The organism is Microbispora sp. NPDC049633, assembly GCF_040675265.1.
Taxonomy (GTDB): domain Bacteria; phylum Actinomycetota; class Actinomycetes; order Streptosporangiales; family Streptosporangiaceae; genus Microbispora; species Microbispora maris.
Genome location: NZ_JBFAOO010000121.1, coordinates 1 through 22,549 on the forward strand (window position 1 = coordinate 1; position 22,549 = coordinate 22,549).

The 22,549-nt window shown below is 73.3% G+C and carries 16 protein-coding genes; 12 read left to right on the forward strand and 4 right to left on the reverse strand.

The genetic code is table 11. From position 1 onward, the window contains the following. From AB0J39_RS26470 to AB0J39_RS26485, 4 genes are all read left to right on the forward strand, one after another. Positions 1-1,575 (forward strand): non-ribosomal peptide synthetase (locus AB0J39_RS26470; RefSeq protein ID WP_363469211.1); only part of this gene is annotated, 1,575 nt, incomplete at its 5' end. Continuing rightward, the gene (locus tag AB0J39_RS26475; protein WP_363469213.1) at positions 1,572-6,932 is read left to right on the forward strand and encodes an amino acid adenylation domain-containing protein; all 5,361 of its coding nucleotides are present in this window, start codon (positions 1,572-1,574) and stop codon (positions 6,930-6,932) included. The genes AB0J39_RS26470 and AB0J39_RS26475, both read left to right, overlap by 4 nt. A gap of 505 nt (positions 6,933-7,437) precedes the next feature. After that, positions 7,438-9,714: an N-acetylmuramoyl-L-alanine amidase gene (locus AB0J39_RS26480; RefSeq protein WP_363469215.1), complete on the forward strand. Its 2,277-nt coding sequence runs from the start codon at positions 7,438-7,440 to the stop codon at positions 9,712-9,714. Between the two features lie 93 nt (positions 9,715-9,807). Continuing rightward, positions 9,808-10,254 (forward strand): DUF1801 domain-containing protein, encoded by a 447-nt coding sequence (locus tag AB0J39_RS26485; protein ID WP_363469217.1) that lies wholly within the window; start codon positions 9,808-9,810, stop codon positions 10,252-10,254. A gap of 126 nt (positions 10,255-10,380) precedes the next feature. Here AB0J39_RS26485 and AB0J39_RS26490 read toward each other — a convergent pair whose 3' ends face one another. Both AB0J39_RS26490 and AB0J39_RS26495 read right to left on the reverse strand, forming a co-directional pair. After that, complete coding sequence (locus AB0J39_RS26490) at positions 10,381-11,472, reverse strand: hypothetical protein (protein WP_363469219.1); 1,092 nt, start codon at positions 11,470-11,472, stop codon at positions 10,381-10,383. Positions 11,473-11,621: 149 nt separating this feature from the next. Next, complete coding sequence (locus AB0J39_RS26495) at positions 11,622-11,963, reverse strand: PadR family transcriptional regulator (protein ID WP_310742108.1); 342 nt, start codon at positions 11,961-11,963, stop codon at positions 11,622-11,624. Positions 11,964-12,228: 265 nt separating this feature from the next. On the opposite strand from AB0J39_RS26495, the gene AB0J39_RS26500 reads away from it, so the two are divergent. The 5 genes from AB0J39_RS26500 to AB0J39_RS26520 all read left to right on the forward strand — a co-directional run bounded on the left by AB0J39_RS26500 (position 12,229) and on the right by AB0J39_RS26520 (position 17,657). Then, entirely contained in the window at positions 12,229-13,578 is a 1,350-nt protein-coding gene (locus AB0J39_RS26500) for a potassium transporter TrkG (protein ID WP_363469221.1), read from the forward strand. Position 13,579: 1 nt separating this feature from the next. Beyond that, on the forward strand, positions 13,580-14,233 hold the full coding sequence (locus tag AB0J39_RS26505; protein WP_363469223.1) for a TrkA family potassium uptake protein: 654 nt from the start codon (positions 13,580-13,582) through the stop codon (positions 14,231-14,233). A 234-nt stretch (positions 14,234-14,467) separates the two neighbouring features. Beyond that, on the forward strand, positions 14,468-15,508 hold the full coding sequence (locus AB0J39_RS26510) for a PP2C family protein-serine/threonine phosphatase (RefSeq protein ID WP_363469225.1): 1,041 nt from the start codon (positions 14,468-14,470) through the stop codon (positions 15,506-15,508). A gap of 104 nt (positions 15,509-15,612) precedes the next feature. After that, positions 15,613-15,837 carry a hypothetical protein gene (locus AB0J39_RS26515; protein ID WP_363469227.1) on the forward strand — a complete coding sequence of 75 codons (225 nt, stop codon included), beginning with the start codon at positions 15,613-15,615 and terminating at the stop codon, positions 15,835-15,837. Positions 15,838-15,890: 53 nt separating this feature from the next. Further along, positions 15,891-17,657: a thiamine pyrophosphate-dependent enzyme gene (locus AB0J39_RS26520; protein WP_363469229.1), complete on the forward strand. Its 1,767-nt coding sequence runs from the start codon at positions 15,891-15,893 to the stop codon at positions 17,655-17,657. 71 nt (positions 17,658-17,728) lie between these two features. On the opposite strand, the gene AB0J39_RS26525 is transcribed toward AB0J39_RS26520, so the two are convergent. Then, positions 17,729-19,321 carry an alkaline phosphatase D family protein gene (locus tag AB0J39_RS26525; protein WP_363469231.1) on the reverse strand — a complete coding sequence of 531 codons (1,593 nt, stop codon included), beginning with the start codon at positions 19,319-19,321 and terminating at the stop codon, positions 17,729-17,731. Positions 19,322-19,525: 204 nt separating this feature from the next. On the opposite strand from AB0J39_RS26525, the gene AB0J39_RS26530 reads away from it, so the two are divergent. Further along, entirely contained in the window at positions 19,526-20,431 is a 906-nt protein-coding gene (locus tag AB0J39_RS26530; protein WP_363469233.1) for an NAD(P)-dependent oxidoreductase, read from the forward strand. Beyond that, positions 20,428-21,183: an SDR family oxidoreductase gene (locus AB0J39_RS26535; protein ID WP_363469235.1), complete on the forward strand. Its 756-nt coding sequence runs from the start codon at positions 20,428-20,430 to the stop codon at positions 21,181-21,183. The genes AB0J39_RS26530 and AB0J39_RS26535 overlap by 4 nt, the downstream gene beginning before the upstream one ends. A 171-nt stretch (positions 21,184-21,354) precedes the next feature. Here the strand turns inward: AB0J39_RS26535 and AB0J39_RS26540 are convergent, their stop codons facing one another. Then, positions 21,355-21,945, reverse strand: coding sequence for a TetR/AcrR family transcriptional regulator (locus tag AB0J39_RS26540; protein WP_363469237.1), 591 nt, complete (start codon positions 21,943-21,945; stop codon positions 21,355-21,357). Positions 21,946-22,023: 78 nt separating this feature from the next. On the opposite strand from AB0J39_RS26540, the gene AB0J39_RS26545 reads away from it, so the two are divergent. Beyond that, positions 22,024-22,549, forward strand: a 526-nt coding sequence (locus AB0J39_RS26545) for a hypothetical protein (RefSeq protein WP_363469239.1), incomplete at its 3' end; no start/stop codon positions are given.

Genomic DNA, 22,549 nt, shown 5'->3' on the forward strand with positions numbered 1-22,549 from the left:
GTGGGGGTGTGCCTGCCGCGCGACCGCCGGCTGCCCGCCGCGCTGCTGGGCGTGCTGCTCGCCGGCGCCGCCTACGTTCCGCTCGATCCCGGTCACCCGCTCCGGCGGCTGCGCGACCAGGTGGACGACTGCGGCGCCAAGGTGATCGTCGCGGCGGGCGAGGGGCTGGCCGTGGCCCGGGATCTGGGCGGCGTCGTCGTCGACCTTGCTCGGCTGTCTTCGTCGGAGGCGGTGCGGGACGGTGCCGAGGTGGACCCCGGCGACCTCGCCTACGTCCTCTACACCTCGGGCTCCACCGGCAGGCCGAAGGGCGTGGAGATCACCCACGCCAACCTCGCGGCGTTCGTCGCCTCGATGACGGTCACGCCGGGGGTCCGGCCGGACGACGTGATGCTCGGCCTGACGCCGTTCTCGTTCGACGTGTTCGGCTTCGACGTGTGGGTGAGCCTGTGCCGGGGGCTGCGGCTGGAGCTGCTCGGCCGCGACGAGGCGCTCGACGGGCGGGCGGTGGCGCGGCGCGTCGCGGAGTCGGGGGTCACGCTGATGACCGCGACGCCGACCACGCTGCGCATGCTCGTCGCCTCCGGCTGGCGGAGCGATCCCCAGGAGCGCGGCGGTGACGTGCGGGTGATCAGCATCGGCGAGGTGCTCGACGCGGCCCTCGCCGCCGGGCTGCTGGATCGCGGGGTCGATCTGTGGAACGCCTACGGGCCCACCGAGACCACGATCTACTCCACGATCATCCGGGTGACCGCGCCGGTCGGCGACCAGGTGTCCATCGGCCGGCCGCTGGCCGGGGAGCGGGCGTACGTGCTCGACCGGGCGGGGCGCATGCTGCCCGCCGGGGTGACGGGCGAGCTGTGGATCGGCGGCGCCGGCGTGGCCGCCGGTTATCGCGGCCGGCCGGAGCTGACCGCGGCCGCCTTCACCGGCGACCCGCAGGGCCCGCCGGGCGGGCGCCGCTACCGCACCGGCGACCTGGCCCGCTGGCGGCACGACGGCACGCTCGAATTCCTCGGGCGGCGCGACGGGCAGGTGAAGGTCCGCGGCCACCGGATCGAGCTCGGCGAGATCGAGTCCGCGCTCCGCGAGAGCGTCGCCGACGCGGTCGTCGCCGTGCGCGACGGCGACCACCTCGTCGGATACCTCGCCGCGCCGCAGGGGGCCGACACCCACGAGCTGGAGCGCCTGCTGAGCACGCGGCTGCCCGACTACATGGTTCCCCGCCGCTGGGTGCTCCTGGACGCCCTGCCCCTCACCGCCTCGGGCAAGGTGGACCGCACGGCCCTGCCGGAACCCGGCGACCGGGCGCCGCGGGTGCCACCGAGCACCGAGGCCGAGCTGCTGGTGTCGGAGGTGTGGAGCGCCGTGCTGGACGGCCCGGAGCCGGGTGCGCACGACGACTTCTTCGCCCTCGGCGGCCACTCCGCCACCGCGGCCCTCGTGGCGGCCCGGCTGAGCGACGCCCTGGACCTGACCGTGCCGGTGCGCCTGCTGTTCGAGCGGCGGACCCTGGCCGACTACGCCGCCGGGCTGGAGTCCCTGCTGCTGGCCGACCTGGAGGAGACGCCGTGACCGTCAGCGACGAGCGCAGGAGCGCTCTCGCCGGCCGGCTGGCGGCGGCCCGCCGCGCCCATGCCCGTGCCGTCCCGGCGATTCCCGTCAGGGAGGGGGACGGCGGCCCCGCTCCCCTGTCGCCCGCGCAGGCCCGGCTGTGGTTCCTCGCGCAACTCGACGACGTGGCCGCCTACAACGTGCCGACCGTCGTACGGCTGCGCGGGCCGCTGGACGTCGCGGCGCTGCTGGGCGCCGTGCGGGACCTGACCGACCGGCACGAGGTGCTGCGCAGCCTGTTCACCGACGAGGGCGCGGTCCCCGTCGACGCCGGACGGGTCCCGATCACGGTCGAGGACCTCGACGACGACGCCCTGCTGGGCGCGCGGCTGCAGGAGGAGCTCGCCCGCCCGTTCGCGCTGGACGCGCAGCCGCCCGCCCGCGCCCTGCTGCTGCGGCTACCCGCGGCCGGGGAGCACGTGCTGTCGCTGACGGTGCATCACATCGCCTTCGACGCCTGGTCGCGGAACCTCGCGCTGACCGAGCTCGCCGCCCTGTACACGGCACGGCTCGGGCTCGCCGGCCCGCCCGCGCCGCCGCGGGTGCAGTACGCCGACTACGCGGCCTGGCTCGCCGGTCAGCCGGAGGGCGACCTGTCCTGGTGGACCGGGCGGCTGGCCGGGCTCGAACCGGTCCTGGACCTGCCGGTGGACCGGCCGCGCCCCTCGGTCGCCGACTGGACGGGCGCCACCGTCCCGGTGCGGCTCGCGCCGGCGCTGACCGCCCGGGTGCGCGAGGCCGCCGCCGAAACCGGCTGCACGCCGTTCATGGTGCTGCTGGCCGCCTGGCAGGAGCTGCTCGGCCGGGTCTGCGGCACCGACGACGTGCCGGTGGGCGTGCCCGAGGCGGGACGGCTTAACCCCGGCACCGCGGACATGCTCGGCTGCTTCGTCAACACGCTCGTCCTGCGGGGGGACAGGTCCGGCGAGCCGACCGGCCGCGAACTCCTGGCCCGGACGAAGGCCGCCATGCTCGACGCGCTCACCCACCGCGACGTGCCGTTCGACCGGATCGTGGAGCACCTGCACCCCGAGCGCAATCTCGCCACCACACCGATCTTCCAGGTGCTGCTCAACGTGCTGGAGGACGGCTCCCGGACGCCGGACTTCCCCGGCCTGTCCGCCGAGCAGGTGCAGTTCCCCCTGCGCACCACCAAGTACGACCTCAACCTCGCCCTGGACAACATGGGCGAGACGTACGAGGGTGAGCTCGCCTACCGCGTCGACCTGTTCGACGAGGCGACCGCCCGGCGCGTCACCGGCTGGTACCTCACCCTGCTGGAGGGCATGCTCGCCGAACTCGACGCGCCCGCGGCGGCCGTGCCGCTGGAACCGGTGACCGGGCCCGTCGTCTCCGGCACGCGGATGCAGATGGACCTGACCCGGCCGCTGCACGCGTTCGTCGGCGACCACGCGCGGCGCACGCCCGGGGCGACGGCGGTGACCGACGCCTCCGGCTCCCTCACGTACGGCGAGGTGGACCGGCTGGCCAACCGCGTCGCCCACCGTCTCGTCGCGGCAGGGGTGCGGCCGGACGAGCCGGTCGGCGTGCTCGCCGGCCGGCACCGCGGGCTGGTTCCCGCGCTCCTCGGCGTGCTGCGCGCGGGCGGCGCGTACCTGCCGATGGATCCCCTCTATCCCGACGACCGTCTCGGCCACATGCTGGAGACGGCCGGCGCGCGGGTCGTGCTCGCCGATCCCGAGCACGCGGGCCGGCTCCCCGGCACGCTGGTCCTGCCCGAGCTGCCGGCCGCCGGGCCCGAGGATCCGCCGGACGTCGAGGTCGCCCCGGACCGGCTGGTCCATGTGATCTTCACGTCCGGCTCCACCGGGCGGCCCAAGGGCGCCGGGATCGAGCACCGGTCGGCCCTGCACTACCTGCACGGCCTGGCCGAGCTGGTGCCCGACGTGTACGAGTCGTACGGGGTGGTCTCCACCACCGCCGCCGACCTGGGGCTGACCTGCCTGTACGGCGCGCTGTTCCGGGGCGCCGCGGTCCACCTCGTGGACCAGGACACCGCCACCGACCCCGAGGCGTACGCCGCCTATCTCGCCGCGCACCCGGTCGACGTGATCAAGATGGTGCCCAGCCATCTGGAGTTGCTGGCCGCCCACGGCGACCTGGGCAGGATGCTGCCGCGCCGGCTGCTGATCCTCGCCGGGGAGGCCACGTCGTGGGAGCTGGCCGAGCGCATCCGCGCGGCCCGGCCCGACCTGGAGCTGCAGATCCACTGCGGCCCGACGGAGACGACGGTCTCGGTCCTCGGCGGCCGGGCGCCCAGCACGCCCACGGGGGTGGGATCGGTGCCGCTCGGCCGCCCGTTCCCCGGTGTGGACTGCTACATCGTCGACCCCGCCGGCCGCCCGCTGCCCGCCGGGGTGCCGGGCGAGCTGTGGGTGGCGAGCCCCAGCGTCGCCCGCGGCTATCTGAACCGGCCCGATCTGACGGCGCAGCGGTTCGTCCCCGACCCGGTGACCGGAACCCGGCGCTGCTATCGCACCGGCGACCGGGTCCGGCTCAACGCCCAGGGGCTCGTGGAGTTCCTCGGCCGGGTCGACGACCAGGTCAAGATCAGGGGTTTCCGGGTGGAACTGGGCGAGGTGAAGGCCGCCCTGCAGGAGCAGCCCGGCGTCCGGGAGGCCGCGGTGCTGCCGGTCGGCGAGGGACACTCCCGGCGGCTGGCCGCCTGGGTCGCGCCCGTCACCGTGGACCTCGCCGTGGTCAGGGCCGGGCTGCGTGAGCGGCTGCCCGACTACATGGTCCCGTCCGCGATCGCCGTCCTCGACGAGCTGCCGCTCACCCCGCTCGGCAAGATCGACCGGGCCCGCCTGCCGGTCCCCGAGGCGGCGCCCGCCGCCGGCCGGGTGGCGCCGAGCACCCCGGCCGAGCTGCGGATCGCCGCCGTGTGGGCCGGCGTCCTGGGTGTGACGGACTTCGGCGTCGACGACGACTTCTTCGCGCTCGGCGGCGACTCCTTCCGCGCGGTGCGGGCGGTCCGGGAGATCGACCCCACGCTGCGGGTGATCGACCTGTTCACCCGGCCCACGGTGCGCGAGCTGGCCGCTCACCTCGACGGCGGCGCGCAGGCCCCCGCCGGTCTGCTGCACCACCTGGCGGGTCCGCGTACGGCGAGCCGCACCCTCGTCTGCGTGCCGTACGGGGGCGGGTCCGCCGCCGCCTTCCGGCCGCTCGCCGCCGAGCTGGCCCGCCTCTCGCCCGGGACGGCGGTGGTCGCCGTCGAGCTGCCCGGGCACGACTCGGCGCGCCCCGAGGAGGATGCGCTGCCGATAGCGGAGCTGGCCGGCCGCCTCACGGCCGAACTGGCCGGGGTGCGCGGCCCGATCGCCCTGTACGGGCACTGCGTCGGGTCGGCCGCGACGATGGAGCTGGCGCTGCGGCTGGAGGCCGCGGGGACGCCGCTCGCCGGTGTCGTCGTCGGCGGCAGCTTCCCCGACGCGCGGCTGCCCGGACGGCTGTCGGCCTGGTGGAGCCGGAGGTTCCCCGCCCACCGCTGGTCCTCCGACCGGGCCCAGCGCGATTTCCTGCGCACGCTGGGCGCCGTGGACGACGACTTCGGCGACACCGGGATCATGCTGCGCGCCCTGCGGCACGACGTCGAGGAGGCGCAGGCGTGGTTCAGCCGGCATCTCGACTCAGCCGGCGACTCCCCCGAGGACTCCCCCCGGCATGAGGAGCACAGGCTCGCGGCGCCGCTGCTGTGCGTGATCGGCGAGCGTGACCGGTCCACCGAGCTCTACCGGGAGCGCTACCGCGAGTGGGGGGCGTTCGCCGAACGGGTCGAGCTCGCCACGATCCCCCGGGCCGGGCACTACTTCCTGAAACACCAGGCCGAGACCCTGGCGCGGCTGATCGACGAGCGGCTCGGCCGCTGGGCCGGCGGCGAACTGCCCGATCCGGTGGGGCGGGTCGAGGTGGCCGGGCAGAGCGCCCGGCGGGAGCTGCGCCGCTTCTACACGGTCGCGGCCGGGCAGACCGTGTCGCTGCTCGGCGCCGCGCTGACCTCCTTCGCCCTCGGCGTGTGGGCATATCAGGAGAACGGCCGGGTGCTCGACTACGCCCTCGTCACCATGCTCGCCCTGCTGCCGTCGCTGCTCGCGGCGCCGCTGGGCGGCGCGGTCGCCGACCGGGTGGACCGGCGGCTGGTCATGCTGATCTGCGACGGCGTCTCCGCCGCGGCCACCGCGGCCCTGGTGATCCTGCTCTGGCTCGGACGGCTGGAGGTCTGGCAGGTCGGGGCCATCGCGGGGGTGCTGTCCCTGGTGACGGCCTTCCACCGGCCCGCCTATCTGGCGGCCGTCGCGCAGCTCGTGCCCAAGCCGTATCTCATGCAGGCCAACGCGCTGGCCAACCTCGGCACCGGCCTCGGAATGCTCGCCGGCCCGCTGGGCGGCGCCGCTCTCGTCGCGACCGTCGGGCTGCACGGCGTGGTGGCGGTGGACGTCGTCACGTTCCTCGCCGGGCTCGGCACGCTGCTGCTGGTGCGTTTCCCCGACAGGCTGTTCCGCCGCCTGGAGGAGTCGTTCTGGCAGGCCATCGCCGGCGGGTGGCGTTTCCTCGTACGGCGGCGCCCGCTCATGATCATGATCGGGTTCTTCGTCGTGGAGAACTACCTCGGCATGCTCGCCCAGGCGGTGACCGTGCCCGCGGTGCTGTCGTTCGGCGACGTCGCGGGTGTGGGCGTGGTGACCGCCATGCAGGGCCTGGGCGCGGTGCTCGGCTCCCTGGCCATGGTGTTCTGGGGCGGCACCGAGCGGCGCGCGGTCGGCATGGTCGGCTTCGTGATCGGGTTCGGGGCCGGGGTGCTGCTCGTCGGCCTGCGGCCCTCGCTCCCGCTGGCCGCGTTCGGCGGGCTGATGGCGTGGGCGTTCCTCAGTGTGCTGAACGCGCACTGGCTCGCCATCATCCAGCTCAAGGTCGGGCTGGAACTGCAGGGGCGGGTGCTGGCCACCAACCAGATGCTCGCCGTGTCCATGACGCCGCTGGCGTTCCTCACGGCGCCGGTGCTGGCCGACGACGTCTTCGGCCCGCTGCTCGCTCCCGGCGGCGCGCTCGCGGACACGCTCGTCGGCGACGTCGTCGGGGTGGGGCCGGGGCGCGGCGTCGCGCTGCTGCTGGCCGTCTGCGGTGCGCTGCTGGTGCTCTGGGGCGCGCTGGGGCTGTGGTTCCGGCCGCTGCGGCTCATGGAGGACGCGCTGCCCGACGCGGTCGCGGGCGCCGAGATCCCCGACGACCTCGACGCCGTCCAGGTCGAGGCGGACGCCAAGCTGCGGGACACCGCGCGCACGTGGCCGGCGTGACCGCGGCATCCGGTCCTGTTCGGTGACAAGTCGATCACAAGTGCGACTGCCTGCCTTCGGCCGTTGGGAGTCGGTGGAGACCGACGGCTCCGGCATCCGAGGGGACGAACAGCATGTCGTTGATGTCGAAGGTCACGGGCGCCGTCCTGGCGGCGGCGGCCGTGACCGCCGTCGCCGTGCCCGCCGTCGCGGCACCCGCCGTGCCGGCGGAGCAGACGGCGCCGACGCCGGGAAACCGGGCGCCGGCGTACCTGACGCCCGGGCAACAGCACGGCCACCCGGGACTTCCCCGGGCTCGAGCCCTGCCTCGGTTTCGCCAAGGACCCCCTCTAGCCGGCTGAAGCTCGGGTGGTATGCGGAGGCCGATGTCCGCTTGACCGGTTCTGTCGGGTTCCAGTTAACGATCTCGATGAGATTCGCCCGATTCACTGGCGCCCGGCTCCGCCCGGCGGTGTGATTGCCCCGGTCTGGTCCCCCACAGGCATCCGAGAAGGGGTCGCACAAGGTGAGACTCGCACTGCGCACCACCGCCGTCACGGGCGCCGCCGCGTGCGCCGCCGCGGCGATGCTGCTGCCGGCCGTACCGGCGGCGCAGGCCGCGGACGGCGCCGCGCCTCGCGTGTCCTGCGCCGCGACGCTGTCGGCGCCGACACGGGAGGCGGCCTTCGGCGAGGCGGCACGGGCGACGGGCGCGCCCGAGCCGCTGCTCAAGGCCGTGGCGTACATGCTGTCCCGCTGGGACGACCACCAGGGCAGGCCGAGCTCCGACGGCGGCTACGGCGTGTTCGACCTGAGCGACGACACGCCGGTGACGGGAGACGGGGCCGGCAAGGGCCGGGCGGCCGGGACGCGGAGCCAGATCGCGGCGGCGGCCGAGCTGACCGGGCTGCCCGCCGACGCGCTGCGCGCGCAGCCGAACGCCAACATCTGCGGCGGCGCGGCCCTGCTGGCCTCCTACCACGACGGCGGCGGCGACCTGGGCTCCTGGCGGGACGCGGTCGCGCGGTTCGGCGCCAAGCACGAGTTCGTCCGGCAGGTCTACCAGACCCTGCGCGCCGGCGAGAGCCGGGTCACCGCCGACGGCCAGACGGTCACGCTCGCCGCCGACGAGTCGGTCGCCGTCCCGCCGCAGGCCAAGGCGGCCGCGCCGGGCACCGACTGCCCGTCCGGCCTCGACTGCGAGCTGATCCCCGCGCCGTACGCCAAGCACGTCCCGGCCGACCCGGACAACACGACGCGCTACGGCAACCACGACCTCGCCGACCGGACCGGGGCGGGCGGGCCGAAGCTCGACTACATCGTCATCCACGACACCGAGGGCTACTACGACCCCTCGGTGCGGCTCGTCCAGGACCCGACGTACCTCGCCTGGAACTACACCATCCGCTCCGCCGACGGCCACGTCGCCCAGCACCTCGACGCCAAGGACGTGGGCTGGCACGCCGGCAACTGGTATGTGAACATGCACGCCATCGGCATCGAGCACGAGGGCTTCGCGGGCGGGGCGGGGTGGTACACCGAGTCGATGTACCAGACCTCGGCCGCGCTGGTGAAGCACCTGGCCGCGAAGTACGGCATCCCGCTCGACCGGGCGCACGTCATCGGCCACGACCAGGTGCCGGGGACGATCCTCGGCGCCACCAAGAGCATGCACTGGGACCCGGGGCCGTACTGGGACTGGGACCACTACTTCGAGCTGCTCGGCGCGCCGATCGGCGGCGGCCGGGCGGCCACGACCCGGGTCGCGCCGGGCGACGTGGTGGAGGTTCGGACCGGCTACCACGACAACCCGCAGCCGCTGACCGGCTGCGCCGCCGCGTCGCCGCCCTCGCCGGAGTGCGTCGCCGGGGCCGGCACCAACTTCGTCCCGCTCCGCCAGTCGCCGTCCGAGACCGCGCCGCTCGCCGCCGACCCCGGCTGGAAGCCCACCGGCGAGGCGGGCACGACGTACGTCAGCGACATCAGCGCCCGCGTCGTCTCCGGCCACAAGCTCGTCGTCGCCCAGGTGCAGGGCGACTGGCTGGGCGTGTGGTGGGCGGGCGCGCTGGCCTGGCTGCGCAACCCCGCCGACCGGCCCGTCGTGATCCCGGCCTCGGCCAAGACGGTCACCGTGAAGGCGGGGGCGGCCGCCCCCGCCGCCGTGTACGGCCGGGCCTACCCCGAAGCGCCGGCGTACGACGGCACCGGCATCCCCGTGCAGGCCATCTCGCCGCTGGAGTACACCGTCCCGGCCGGGCAGGCGTACGCCGTGAGCGACGACGACGTGGTCACCGACTACTACCGGGCGACGACGTTCGACGGGTCGGCGCCGGGCGACCGCACCGACCTCAGGGGACAGGACCGCTACTACCAGCTCTGGTACGCCCACCGGCAGGTGTTCGTCCGCGCGGCCGAGGTGGACCTGCACGACGCGCGGCCGGTCGCGGTGGTCAGCACCACTCCCCCGGTCGTGCGCGGCGTGGCGAAGGTCGGCCGCACGCTGACCGCGTCGCCCGGAGCCTGGACGCCGTCGCCGAAGCGGGTCCGCTACCAGTGGCTGCGCGACGGCGCCGAGATCAGGGGCGCGACCGGGCGGACCTACCACGTCAAGGGCCGCGACCGCGGCGCCCGGCTGTCCGTACGGGTGACCGCGTCGGCCCGCGGCTACGAGTCCGGCGTCGCCACGTCGGCCGCCACCCCACCCGTCCAGCCCGCCAGGCGCGGGCGGCCCGCGCGACCCACTCATCCCACGGCGTCCCCCTGGCGCTCCGAGCCCCGGCAGATCGACTGGTCCCGCCGTTAGAGAGCGCCGTGCCTGCCCGGCCGCGGGTGGGCCCGGACGTCCACAGCGGGTCGGCGTCGATTTCTGTCGCACCCGCTGTGTAGTCATGAGGTCATGACGAGATCGAGACAGACGGTGACGGCCCCGACCCGCGTGATCGTCGGCGATTTCCTCGCCGCGGTCCCCGACGAAGGCCGGCGGGCCGACGCGGAACGCCTCTGCGGGATACTCCGCGAGGTGACCGGCGAGCCGCCCGTGATGTGGGGGCCGAGCATCGTCGGCTTCGGCCGTTACCGCTACCGCTACGAGAGCGGGCACACGGGTGAGGCGCCCCTGGTGGGCTTCTCCCCGCGCAAGCAACATCTCGTCGTCTACCTGACAGGCGGGTTCGAGGAGAGCTGCGCCACGGTGCTCGCCCGGCTCGGTCCGTACCGGGCGGGCAAGGGCTGTCTCTACCTGAAGCGGCTCGGCGACGTCGACGAGAGCGTGCTCCGCGAGCTGCTCGACCATACGGCTCGGGCGCACAAGGAGGCCGACCAGGCGGCGACCGGCGACGGATGAGGCGCGGCCCCGGACAGGCGTCCGCGCCCTACGCGTCGTCCGTCATCGCCCGCGCCGGAGCCGCTCCCCCGTCCGGAGCTCCGAAGGCGCGCCGCCGGAGCTCCGGGCGGCCGGGTGTCACCGCGGTCACCCGCCCCGCGGTCGCCCGGACAGCGCCGTAGCGCCGCCCGTCGCCCGCAGCGCGCGTACGCCGACGACGGCGAGGGTGATCCCGCTCGCCAGGAGCACGGCCAGCTGCACGCCACCGGCGAGGCCGGTCATGCCGAGGGCGGGGTCGGCCCCGCCGGGAGACAACGTGCCCGCCCGGGCGAGCACGGCGGGCACGGCCAGGATCGCGCCCGCCAGCGCGGCCGGCCCGGGCCATGTCAGCGCCCTGCCCATGGCCGCGCACCACACCGTCAGCGCGAGCAGCGCCAGGGAGGCGAGGCCGGGGGTGTCGACCCACATCCAGGCCTGCACGAGGATCGGCGCCGGGACCGTCCCGGCCCTCGTCGCCGCCGCGAGAACGCCGACGACCAGGGCGAGCAGGAGGCCGGCGGCGACCGGGACCGCGAGCAGGGGCAGGGCCCGCCGCGCGGGCAGACGGGGCGGCGGCGCGTCACGGTGGAACCCGATCACCAGGGCCAGCACCGTGACCACGGCCGGGAGGACCGAGCAGGCCCAGCGCAGCGCGCTCTCCGCGTTGAGGAACAGCGGCGGCGCCAGCGCGTACGGCACGACCAGGGCCGCCGTGGCCGCCGCCTTGGCCGTGCGGGGGCGGCCGCGCACCAGCGCGCCGAGGGCGACCGCCCACAGCAGCGGCGCCAACTCGGCCAGCACCAGCCGCATGCGCTCGGGCGACCCGGGATCGCCGATCCCCATGACCGCGCCGGGAAGCGACTCCGGGGGGAAGCCGTATGTGAGCACGGCCTGCCCGGCGTAGACGCAGCCGATCATCGTCCAGTAGACGAGGCCGAACAGGGCGGCCCGGCGGACCGCCTCACCCCACAGGCAGGACCGGGGCGGCGACCCCGGGCCGCCCAGCCGCACCCGCAGCGCGAGCGCGACCACGCTGGCGATCTCCAGAAAGCGCGGGCGCTGGTCGTCGTGTCCCGCCCGCCCGGACTGGGCGCCTTCGAGGAAGGCCCAGACCATCTCATCCTCGCGCTCGGCCCGGTAGGACGCGGGCAGCAGCCGCAGCCACCGCCGGTAGCGATCCTCCAGAACGCTCACGCTCATGCCACCCCCTTCGCCTGACGGCTCGGGGTCGCATGAGCGAATCGCACCGTGCTTACCGATTCGCTCGCTTCGCTCGCTCATGCCACCCCCTTCGCCTGACGGCTCGGGGTCGTCTGGTCGCAACCCACCGTGCCCGTCCGCTCGCTCACTCATGCCAGACCTCCCGCCTGCCTGAGCCGCAGCCGCTCGACGGCGCGGCGCGCGTTGTCGGCCAGCCGGACGGCCTCCTCCTCCAGCGCCCGCGCCCCCTCGTCGGTGAGGCGGTAGTAGCGGCGCAGCCGTCCCTGCCGCACCTCCTCGCGGTCCGCCTCCACGAATCCGTCGGCCGCGAGCCGGTCCAGCACGCCGTACAGAGTGCCGATCTTGAGCTGGACGCGGCCCCCGGAGAGCCGCTCGACCTCCTGCGCGATGCCGTAGCCGTGCCGCGGCTCGTCGACCAGTGCGGTGAGAACGAGAAAGGCGGGCTCCGTCATCGTCCGTGCTGCTGTCACGTTGCCACTATATATCGGGAGACATGATATGCGCGCGCGCCGGACATAGTAGGGGCCGCGAACCCGATGTGCCTGACCCTTGATGTGCTGTTACGGTAGGCCGCGGTGTGCCGGGAAGTCGGGTCGGCGACGTCGTCGCATCGCCCGTACGGAGGTCTCCGGTGATTCTCAGGACAGCAGTCCGGCACCGTGCCGGCGATGGACGCGTCCGGGGCCGCACGGAGGGCCGAGGAGGCGCGGAGCGCGGGGGCGCGGAGCGACGGCCATGAGACTGTTCTGGGCCATACTGGGGCGCTTCCACCATCCGGCGCAGGTCATCACGACGGTGTTCGGGGTGACGATCCTCCTGGGCACCACCCTGCTGTCCAGTCCGATGGCCACGGCCTCGGGCGAGCCCGCGGGCTGGATCACCGCCCTGTTCACCGCGACCTCGGCGGTGTGCGTCAACGGGCTGACGGTCGTCGACACGGCCACGCACTGGTCGGCGTTCGGCGAGGTGGTCATCGCCGTCCTGATCCAGGTGGGCGGTCTCGGCATCATGACCCTCGCGACCGTCTTCACCCTGCTCGTCTCCCGTAGGCTGGGTTTGCGCGCCCGGCTGTCGGCGCAGGCCGAGGCCAAGGTGCTCAACGCCGCCGACCTGCGGCGCGTGGTGGGCAAGGTCGTCGTGTTCAACCTGTCCTGCGAGGCCGTCGTGGGGACCGTCCTCACACTCAGGTTCGTGCTCGGGTACGGCGAGCCCGTCGGGCGCGGCCTGTACCTGGGCCTGTTCCACGCGGTCTCGTCGTTCAACAACGCCGGTTTCGCGCTGTGGCCCGACAGCCTGGTCAGGTTCGCCGCCGATCCGTGGATCTGCCTGACCGTCGCGACGGCGGTGATCGTCGGCGGGCTCGGCTACCCGGTGGTGTTCGAACTGCGCCGGTCCTGGCGCCGCCCCAAACGCTGGTCGCTGCTCACCCGCATCACGCTCGCGGTCACCACCGTCCTGCTGGCCGGCGGCACGCTGGTCTTCCTCGTCACGGAATGGACCAACCCCCACACGCTCGGCCCCATGGACGGCAACGGCAAGCTGCTCGCCTCCTTCTTCACCGCCGTCATGCCGCGCAGTGCCGGGTTCAACACCATCGACATCGCACAGATGCACCCCTCCAGCTGGCTGGTCACCGAGCTGCTGATGTTCGTCGGCGGCGGCAGCGCGGGCACCGCCGGCGGCATCAAGGTCACCACCCTGGGCCTGCTCGCGTTCATCGTCTGGGCGGAGCTGCGCGGCGAGAGCCGGGTGAACATCGGTCACCGCCGGCTCACCGAGGCCGCGCAGCGGCAGGCGGTCTCGCTCACCGTGCTGAGCGTGAGCCTGGTCGCGCTCTTCACCTACGTCCTGCTGGTGCTGACCCCGCACTCCCTGGACCGGGTGCTGTTCGAGGTCGTCTCCGCCTTCAGCACGACCGGACTGTCCGTCAGCGTCGCCCCCGAAGCCTCGCCCGCCGCGCAGGTGCTGCTCACCCTGCTGATGTTCGTCGGCCGGATCGGCCCGCTCACGCTGGGCTCCGCACTGGCGCTCAAGGAGCGCGGCCGCCGCTATGAATTACCTGAGGAGGACGTCATCGTTGGCTGACATGAGAAACGACCCCGTCGCGGTGATCGGTCTCGGCCGCTTCGGCACCGCGCTCGCCCTGGAGCTGGTGCGGCGCGGCACCGAGGTGCTGGCCATCGACCATCGCCCGAAGGTGGTGCAGAGCCTCGCGGGCCAGATCACCCACATCGCCACCGCCGACGCCACCGATCCCGAGGCGCTGCGTCAGCTCGGCCTGCCGGACTTCTACCGGGCGGTGTGCGCCATCGGCAGCGACCTGGAGGCGAGCATCCTCACCTCGTCACTGCTGGTGGAGATGGAGATCGACGACATCTGGGCCAAGGCCGTCAGTCAGCAGCACGGCCGCATCCTCAGCCGGATCGGCGTCCAGCACGTGGTCTTCCCCGAGTACGACATGGGCGAGCGCGTGGCCCACCTGGTGAGCGGCCGCATGCTCGACTACATGGAGGTCGACGAGAACTTCGCCCTGGTCAAGACCCTCCCGCCCAAGGAGTACGTCGGGGTCCCCCTCGGCGAGTCGAGCCTGCGCCGCAAGTACGGCGTGACGGTGGTGGCGGTCAAGCGGCCGGGCGAGGAGTTCACCTACGCCACCGCGGAGACCGAACTCGGCTACGGCGACGTCATCATCGTGTCCGGACGTACGGACCAGGTCGAACGCTTCGCCGAACTGCCGTGACGGGGTGGCGGGAAGGCCGAATATCCGACTTCACCGGCCATCACGTCACGAATTCGAGTAACGTCACTACTCGTAGTGATCAGGTGGGGCGCGCCGCGACTTGACCGACCGACCGACCCCAAATGGTGCCATCCGTCGCGGACGACGGGGAGTGTCCCGCTCGCAAGACGGGAAGGAGTAAAGCCATCAGGAAAGGAATCATGTGCTGACGTGGGGGCCGGCAATGGAGTCGCGATGAGTTCCCAGAGCATCCTGCGCGCGTTGCCGTTCATCGCGATTCTCCTGGTCGTCGTCGTCGACCTGATCACAGGGCCCGGTGTGGGCTTCCTGCCGCTCCTCACCCTCGGTCCGGCCTTCGCCTCGATCGCGGGCGGCGTGCGGCGTACCGCCCTGGTGGGAGTGCTGGCCCTGGGCATCTGCCTCCCCCTCGCCGTCTACGACGGTCTCCTCGGCAGGCCGCAGAACAACCTCACCATCGCGGCCATCATCGGCGTCACCGCCGCGAGCATGCTCGCCAGCAGGCTCAGGAACCGGCGGGAGCGCGAACTGGCCGACGTCCGCCTGGTCGCCGAGGCGGCCCAGCGCGTGCTGCTGCGCCCCGTCCCCCGCCGCGCCGGCGACCTCCGGGTGGCGCTCTCCTACACCTCCGCGGCGGCCGAGGCCCAGATCGGCGGGGACCTCTACGAGGTCGTCACCACCCCCGACGGCGTACGCATCCTGATCGGCGACGTGCAGGGCAAGGGCCTGGAGGCGGTGGAGACCGCGGCGTGGGTGCTCGGCGCCTTCCGTGAGGCGGCCTACGACCAGTCCGAGCTCGCGGGCGTGGTCGAGCGCGTCGAGACCAGCCTGGCCCGGCATCTGAGCGGCGAGAAGTTCGTCACCGCCATCGTCGCGCAGGTCCACGACGGGGAGATCTCGCTGCTCAACTGCGGCCACCCCGCCCCTCTCGTGCTGCGGCACGACGGCGGTGTCCACTTCGCGGAGCCGCAGGAGGAGGCCCTCCCGCTCGGGCTCGGCATGCTCGGCTCGCCGCGCCCGAAGCCCCACCGGGTGCCCTTCGGGGACGGCGACCAGATCTTGTTCTACACCGACGGCGTGGTCGAGGCCCGGAGCCGGGAGGGCCGCTTCTACCCGCTGAGGGAGCGGGCGCATCTGCTGCGCGGCACCGATCCCCAGGCGGCCCTCGACGGACTGCGCGCCGACCTGCTGCGTCACGTCGGCGGCCCGGTCCCCGACGACGCCGCCATGCTCCTGCTGCACCGCCACCCGGGCTGAACCCGCCGCGAACCGCGGGGATCTGCCGCGGACAAAGCGGCCATGACCTGCCCTTTCGTTTACACGTACGGGAGTCGGGAAGGGCACCCCGGGCGAGCCGTCCGATGCCGGAGTCGATCATGAACGTGCAGGGCAACGCGCTGAAGAACGCGGGTGACACCGTGGCGTCGGCGGTCGGCAGCGTCGCGGGCGCGGTGGCCGACCCGAAGGGCGCCCTGAAGCAGGTGAAGTCGGCCGTGTCGTCTCCGAAGCCGCTCGCCGTCGCCGCCGGCCTCGCCGCCGCCTACGCCCTCGGATGGCGGCACGGCCATCGGGCCGCGACGCGCTGAGGGCCGCGGGCGCCGCGGTTCCCGTACGGCTCATTTGCCATCCGGAGGCGGACATGACCGAGATCGTGGGTGAGAGCCTGGCCCGGCGACTGGTGGAGTGGGGGGTCGACACGATCTTCGGACTCCCGGGAGACGGGATCAACGGCCTGATGGAAGGCTTCCGCCGGCACCGTGACAGGCTGCGGTTCATCCTGGTGCACCACGAGGAGGCGGCCGCGTTCATGGCGACCGGCTACGCGAAGGCGACCGGCCGTCTCGGCGTGTGCGCCGCGACCTCCGGGCCGGGCGCGATCCACCTGCTCAACGGGTTGTACGACGCCAAGCTCGACCACGTGCCCGTGCTGGCCCTCACCGGCATGCAGGAGACCTCGGTGCTGGGCACGCACTACCAGCAGGAGGTCCACCTCGACCGCCTCTACCAGGACCTGGCCGCCTACAACCTGATGGTGACCAATCCTCAGCAGATGCCCGGCGTGGTGGACCTCGCGGTGCGCACCGCGCTGACCAGGCGGACGGTGTCGCACCTGACCTTCCCCAACGACATCCAGGTGGCGCCCGCGAGCGAGGACCCGTACCGTCACGTCGGGCCGGGCAACCCGCCCGCGAGCCTGCCGACCTGCTCCAGCCTGCCCCTGCGGCCGGTGGAGGAGGACCTGACCAGGGCGGCCGAGGTGCTGCGGCAGGGCGAGCGGATCGCCATGCTCGTCGGCGTCGGGGCCCGGCACGCCCGCGAGGAGGTGCTGGCGGTCGCGGACAGGCTGGCGAGCCCGATCGTCAAGAGCCTGCCCGGCAAGTTCGTGGTGCCCGACGACCACCCGCTCACCACGGGCGGGCTCGGGCTGCTCGGCACCGCGCCGAGCGAGGAGCTCATGGAGGAGTGCGACACGCTGCTCATGGTCGGCACGTCCTTCCCCTACGGGAAGTACCTGCCGCCCGACGGGCAGGCCCGGGTGGTGCAGATCGACGCCGACCCGACCCTGCTCGGCATCCGCCGCCCGACCCAGGCGCCGGTCACCGCCGACGCCAGGCTCGCCCTCCAGGCGCTGCTGCCGCTGCTCGAACCGGCGAAGGACCGGACGTTCCTGGAGAAGTACCAGCGCAAGATGGACGCCTGGCGGACGGACATGGAGACGCTGGAGGACTCTTCACGCGACCCCATCGCGCCGCAGTACCTCATGGGCTGCCTCGACGACGCCGCCGCCGACGACGCCATCCTGACCTGCGACTCCGGGACCATCGCGACCTGGGCCGCGCGGCACTGGACGATCCGCGGCGGACGGGAGTTCTACCTGTCGGGCAACCTCGCGACGATGGCCCCGGGCCTGCCGTACGCCGTCGGGATGCAGCACGCCTTCCCCGGCCGGCAGGTGATCGCCTTCGTGGGCGACGGGGGCTTCGCCATGCTCATGGCCGACTTCCTCACCGCCGTACGGCACGAGCTGCCCATCAAGGTCGTGGTGAACAACAACAACAGCTACGGGCAGATCCTGTGGGAGCAGATCATCCTCGGCTATCCCGAGTACGCCGTGCGGCACCGGCAGCCGGAGGCCGACTTCTCCGCCTGGGCCCGCGCCTGCGGGGCGTACGGCGCGAAGATCAAGGACCCGGCGGACCTGCCGGGCGCGATCCGCGAGGCGCTGGCGCACGACGGCCCGGCGCTGGTGGACTGCGACGTCAATCCCAACGAGCCGCCCATGCCGGGCAAGGTCAAGTACGAGCAGGCCAAGCACTTCACCGAGGCGTTCCTGCGCGGACAGCCGCACAAGGCCGGCGTCCTCGCCACGGTGGCCCGCGACAAGATCAACCAACTGCTTTCATGAGGGTGCGAGGGCCGCTCCGGCCGACGCCGCGGAGCGGCCCTCGCGCGGGATTTCCGGGGCGTGTGCGACGGTCAGCGGTGCGGCGAGCCGGCGCCAGGGCTCTGCTTCGGTCCGTGCTCGGGGCGTAGCGTCGTGCTCCACAGCACCGCGGATCGGGCGTCGCGCAGGCGTACCGTCAGGTCGCCGCTCGGGCCGTCGATCTCGATCTCGCCGAAGTGCTGGAAACCCTCCATCGGGGATGCGTTCGCCTGCGGCGGCGCGTGCACGAACTCGGCGCGGGGTCCGAACGTGCCGTCGAGCACGTTGGGCCCGAACGCGCCGGCGTTGAGGGGACCGGAGACGAACTCCCAGAACGGGTCGAAGTCCTTGAACGCCGCGCGGGCGGGGTCGTAGTGGTGCGCGGCGGTGTAATGGACGTCGGCGGTGACGAACACGATCCCGCGCACGCCGCGCCGCTGGGCCGTGCGGAGCACCTCGGCGAACTCCAGTTCACGCCCGAGCGGCGCGCCCGCGTCGCCCTGGGCCACGCCCTCCTGCGCCGTGGCCCCGTCGGGGACCACGAGGCCGAGCGGCAGGTCGGCCGCGATGACCTTCCAGGTCGCGCGGCTCCTGCTCAGGCCGTCGATCAGCCAGCGCCGCTGCCGGTCGCCGAGCAGGCCGCGGCGCGGGTCGGCGTAGCGGTTGTCGTCGTTGGGGTCCTTGTAGGTCCGCATGTCCAGGACGAAGACGTCCAGGTGGCGGCCGTAGGACAGCGTGCGGTAGACCCGGTCGTCGCCGATCGGCACCCACTCGTGGAACGCCTGCCGGGCACGGGCGGCGAGCACGTCGACGTTCTTCTCGGTGTAACGGGCGTCGTCGAGGATCTGGCCGGGGTACCAGTTGTTGCGGACCTCGTGGTCGTCCCACTGGTTGATCTGCGCCACCTCGGCGGCGAACGCACGATAGTTGGCGTCCAGCAGGTTGTACGCGAACTGCCCGCGGTACTCGGCGAGCGTCTCGGCGACCTTGGACTTCTCCGCGGTCGTGACGTTGCGCCAGACCCGGCCGTCCGGCAGCGTCACGGTCGCGCTGAGCGGCCCGTCGGAGTAGACGGTGTCGCCGCTGCACAGGAAGAAGTCCGGGCCCAGGCGGCGCATCTCCTCGAAGATGGTCATGCCGCCGATGTCCGGGTTGATCCCCCAGCCCTGCCCGACGATGTCTCCGGACCAGACGAACCGCACATCGGCGCGCTGGTTCTCCCTCGGCGCGGTGACCAGCGACCCGCTCACGGCCTCGCCGGCCGCGCCGCGCTCGTTCTCGACTCGCACGCGGTAGTGGATCCGCCGGCCGGCGGGCAGTCCACGCAGGCGCACCCGTCCGGTCAGATCGGTGTCCGGAGTGAGCCAGGGCCCCCGGACGGTCTCCGCGTTCCGCAGGTCCGGTCGGGTGCCGTACTCGACGACGAGCCGCCCCGGCCGATCCGCGCGGCCCCAGACGACCGCCGAGTCCACCGTCGCGTCGCCGCTCTGCACGCCGTGGCTCAGCTCGGGCCGGCCGGAGACGACGTACGCGGGCGCGGACGCCGTGGCGCGCGCCGGCACGGCCCCCAGCACAGGCGACACGGCGAGGCCGCCACCGAGCGCGATGCCCGCTCGAAGGAGCGTTCTTCTCTCAAGGGAGGTCATGCCGCATATCTGTAACGGGCTCGGACAGCCGCCCGACCAACGGCACATTACGGATGGTCAAAATGCTCCCCCGCCGGACGGCGATTCCAGGCCGGGCGCCGGGACGGGCACAATCGTTCAAGACCGTCGCCGCGCCATCGGCTACAACGGTCCCCGGCGAGTGCCGCCAGGGCGGCACGGGGACGTGTGCGGGGAGGCGAGCGGATGGACGTGGGTTTCGTCGGTCTCGGGATCATGGGGCAGCCCATGGCCCTCAACCTGGCCCGCGCGGGAACCCCTCTCGTGGTGTGGAACCGCACGCCCGCCAGGAGCGAGCCACTGCGCGCCGCGGGCGCGGAGGTGGCGGGCAGCGCGGCCGAGGTGTTCCGGCGGGCGCGGGTGGTGCTCCTCATGCTGGCCGACGAGGCCGCGGTCGACGCGGTGCTGGAGCGCGGCACACCCGGCTTCGCCCGCAACGTCGCGGACCGGGTCGTGGTCCACATGGGCACCACCTCCCCCGGCTACTCGGCCGGGTTGGAGGCCGACGTGCTCGCGGCCGGCGGCCGCTACACCGAGGCGCCGATCTCCGGCTCCCGGGTGCCCGCCGAGCAGGGGCGGCTGGTGGCGATGCTGGCCGGCCGTCCCGGAACCGTCGAGGAGGTCCACCCGCTACTGACGCCGATGTGCGCCAAGACGGTGGTGTGCGGGCCGGCGCCCAGGGCGCTGCTGACCAAGCTCGCGGTCAACATCTTCCTGATCACGACGGTCACCGGCCTGGCGGAGTCGCTGCACTTCGGCGAGCGCCACGGGCTCGACCTCGGGCTGCTCGTGGACGTGCTCAACTCGGGCCAGATGGCCAGCGACGTCTCGCGGGTGAAGGCGGTCAAGCTGGCGGGGCGCGACTTCGCCGCCCAGGCCGCCATCGCCGACGTGCTGAAGAACAACCGGCTCATCGCCGAGGCCGCGCGGGAGGCCGGCATCGCCTCGCCGCTGCTGGACGTCTGCCACGCCCTGTTCGGCGAGACCGTCGCGCTGGGTCACGCCGGCCTGGACATGGCCGCCGTCGTCCACGCGATCGAGGCCAGGACTCACATCGAGGCCAGGACACACGGAGAAAGGACAAGCGCATGACCTCTCGACCGATCGTCGTCGTCACCGGAGGGACGCGCGGCATCGGCCGGTCCACAGTCGAGCGGCTGTGCGCGGACGGGTTCGGCGTCGTCTTCACGCACTCGAACTCCGACGCCGACGCCAAGGCGCTGGAGGACGACCTCGGCCGTCGCGGCGCCCTCGTCCGCGGCGTACGGCTCGACGTGACCGAGGAGGACGCGCCGGAGCGGCTGTTCGAGCTGGCCGAGTCCGCCGGCGACGTCGCGGGGCTGGTCAACAACGCGGGGGTGACCGGCAGGCTCGGGCCGTTCGCCGAGCTGACCGACGCCGACCTGCGGCGGGTCGTCGAGGTGAACCTCATGGCGCCGGTGCGGCTGTGCCGGGAGGCGGCGCGGCGCTGGACCGGCCGGACGCCCGCGCCGGAAAGCGGCCCGGTGATCGTCAACGTCTCCTCCGTCGCGGCGCGCACCGGTTCCCCGCACGAGTACGTCGCCTACGCCGCGACCAAGGCCGCGGTCGAGACGCTGACCGTGGGCCTGGCCCGGGAGCTCGCCCCCGCGGGCATCCGGGTGAACGCCGTCTCCCCGGGGACGATCGACACCACGATCCACGCCCGGGCAGGTGAGCCGGGACGGGCGCAGCGGGTCGCGGCGCGAATTCCGATGGGACGCCCCGGCAGGCCGGAGGAGATCGCCGAGGCGGTCGCGTGGCTGTTGTCCGATCGAGCGTCCTACGTCACCGGGGCTGTGCTGAACGTCGCCGGCGGGCTCTAGGTACTTCGGACCGGTCGGAGGCTGCGGAGCCACGAGACCGCTCCCCGGAGATGAAGACCGGCCAGGTAGCTGTCGGGGGTCGTGTCGAACCGGAAGACCAGGCCACGCCACTCCTCGACCCGATTGACGCACCGTTCCACCGCGTTGCGCTCCTTGCAGAGACCCGGTGTGTCAATCCCGGGCTCCGGCGTCGATGCCGCCGAGGATCAGGTCGGTCAGCGCCGCGACGGCCTCGGCGACGATGGCCCGCCCCCGGTTCAGCTCCGCGGCGATCGCCTCAGCCGCGCCCAGCGCGCCGACGCAGCGCAGCCGGAGGGCTTCCTGGGTGAGCCCGGAGTACGGCCGCAGGGCGGTGGCCATGAGGTCCGTGTAGCCGTCGAGCAACTCGCGCTCGACCGCCTCCATCTCCTGGTTGCCCTTCAGCGCGGCCGAGATGGCGGTCCACTCCGGCATGTCGGTGGCGCAGGCGAAGTAGGCGGCGCTCAGGACGCGAGCGATCTCGCGGGGGACGGCCGGGGCGTCGCGCAGAGCCTCCTCCAGGGCGGCCTGGTGCCGCTCGTCGAGCCGCCGGTAGAGCGCGATCAGCAGGCCGGGGCGGGTGCCGAAGTGGTCGTAGACGATCGGCCTGCTCACTCCGGCGGCCTCCGCCAGGCTGAGCAGCGTGAGGCTGTCGGTGCCGTGAGCGCGCACGATCGCCATGGCGGTGTCGAGCAGTTGCTCCCGTCTGGCCGGCCTGGACAGGCGCGTCGATCCCGTGGTCATCGTTCTCCCTTGCTTTACCTCCCAGCATAAGCTACAAAATGTAACTTACAGAATGTAGGTTAGCGAGAGGACATCACTGTGGAGCACTCCGTACTGATCATGGGCGGGTCCGGCCAGGTGGGCGCGGAGACCGCGGCCCTCCTGCGCCGGTGGTACCCGGAACTGCCGTTGACGATCGCGGCCCGCGATCTCGGCCGCGCCAGGCGGGTCGCCGACGAGCTCGGCGGCGCGACCGCCGTGACCATCGATGTGCGGCGGGACGGCCTCGGCCTCCAGCGGACCGACGGCTACTCGGCGGTCGTGGCAGCGGTGTGGGACAGCCACCTGAACGGACTGCGTTACGCACAAGACCGCGGCCTGCCGTACGTCAGCATCTCCAACGGCCTGGTCGACATCGGACCCGAGGTCGTCGCCGCCGGCCTGCGAGCCGGCGCGGCGCCGATCCTGCTGGCCAGCCACTGGTACGCGGGAATCGTCGTCCTCGCGGTGCTCAACCTCGCCGGGGAGTTCGACCGGCTCGACACCATCGAGGTCAGCGGCGTGCTGGACGAACAGGACGGCGGCGGGCCCGCGGCCGTGGCGGACGTGGCACGCCTGCTGGCCG

Coding starts and splice junctions, on each gene's coding strand:
- AB0J39_RS26510 (WP_363469225.1), top strand. CDS start 14,468: ATGAGTTCCCAGAGCATCCTGCGCGCGTTGCCGTTCATCGCGATTCTC.
- AB0J39_RS26520 (WP_363469229.1), top strand. CDS start 15,891: ATGACCGAGATCGTGGGTGAGAGCCTGGCCCGGCGACTGGTGGAGTGG.
- AB0J39_RS26490 (WP_363469219.1), bottom strand. CDS start 11,472: ATGAGCGTGAGCGTTCTGGAGGATCGCTACCGGCGGTGGCTGCGGCTG.
- AB0J39_RS26515 (WP_363469227.1), top strand. CDS start 15,613: ATGCCGGAGTCGATCATGAACGTGCAGGGCAACGCGCTGAAGAACGCG.
- AB0J39_RS26525 (WP_363469231.1), bottom strand. CDS start 19,321: ATGACCTCCCTTGAGAGAAGAACGCTCCTTCGAGCGGGCATCGCGCTC.
- AB0J39_RS26540 (WP_363469237.1), bottom strand. CDS start 21,945: ATGACCACGGGATCGACGCGCCTGTCCAGGCCGGCCAGACGGGAGCAA.
- AB0J39_RS26485 (WP_363469217.1), top strand. CDS start 9,808: ATGACGAGATCGAGACAGACGGTGACGGCCCCGACCCGCGTGATCGTC.
- AB0J39_RS26535 (WP_363469235.1), top strand. CDS start 20,428: ATGACCTCTCGACCGATCGTCGTCGTCACCGGAGGGACGCGCGGCATC.
- AB0J39_RS26505 (WP_363469223.1), top strand. CDS start 13,580: ATGAGAAACGACCCCGTCGCGGTGATCGGTCTCGGCCGCTTCGGCACC.
- AB0J39_RS26530 (WP_363469233.1), top strand. CDS start 19,526: ATGGACGTGGGTTTCGTCGGTCTCGGGATCATGGGGCAGCCCATGGCC.
- AB0J39_RS26500 (WP_363469221.1), top strand. CDS start 12,229: ATGAGACTGTTCTGGGCCATACTGGGGCGCTTCCACCATCCGGCGCAG.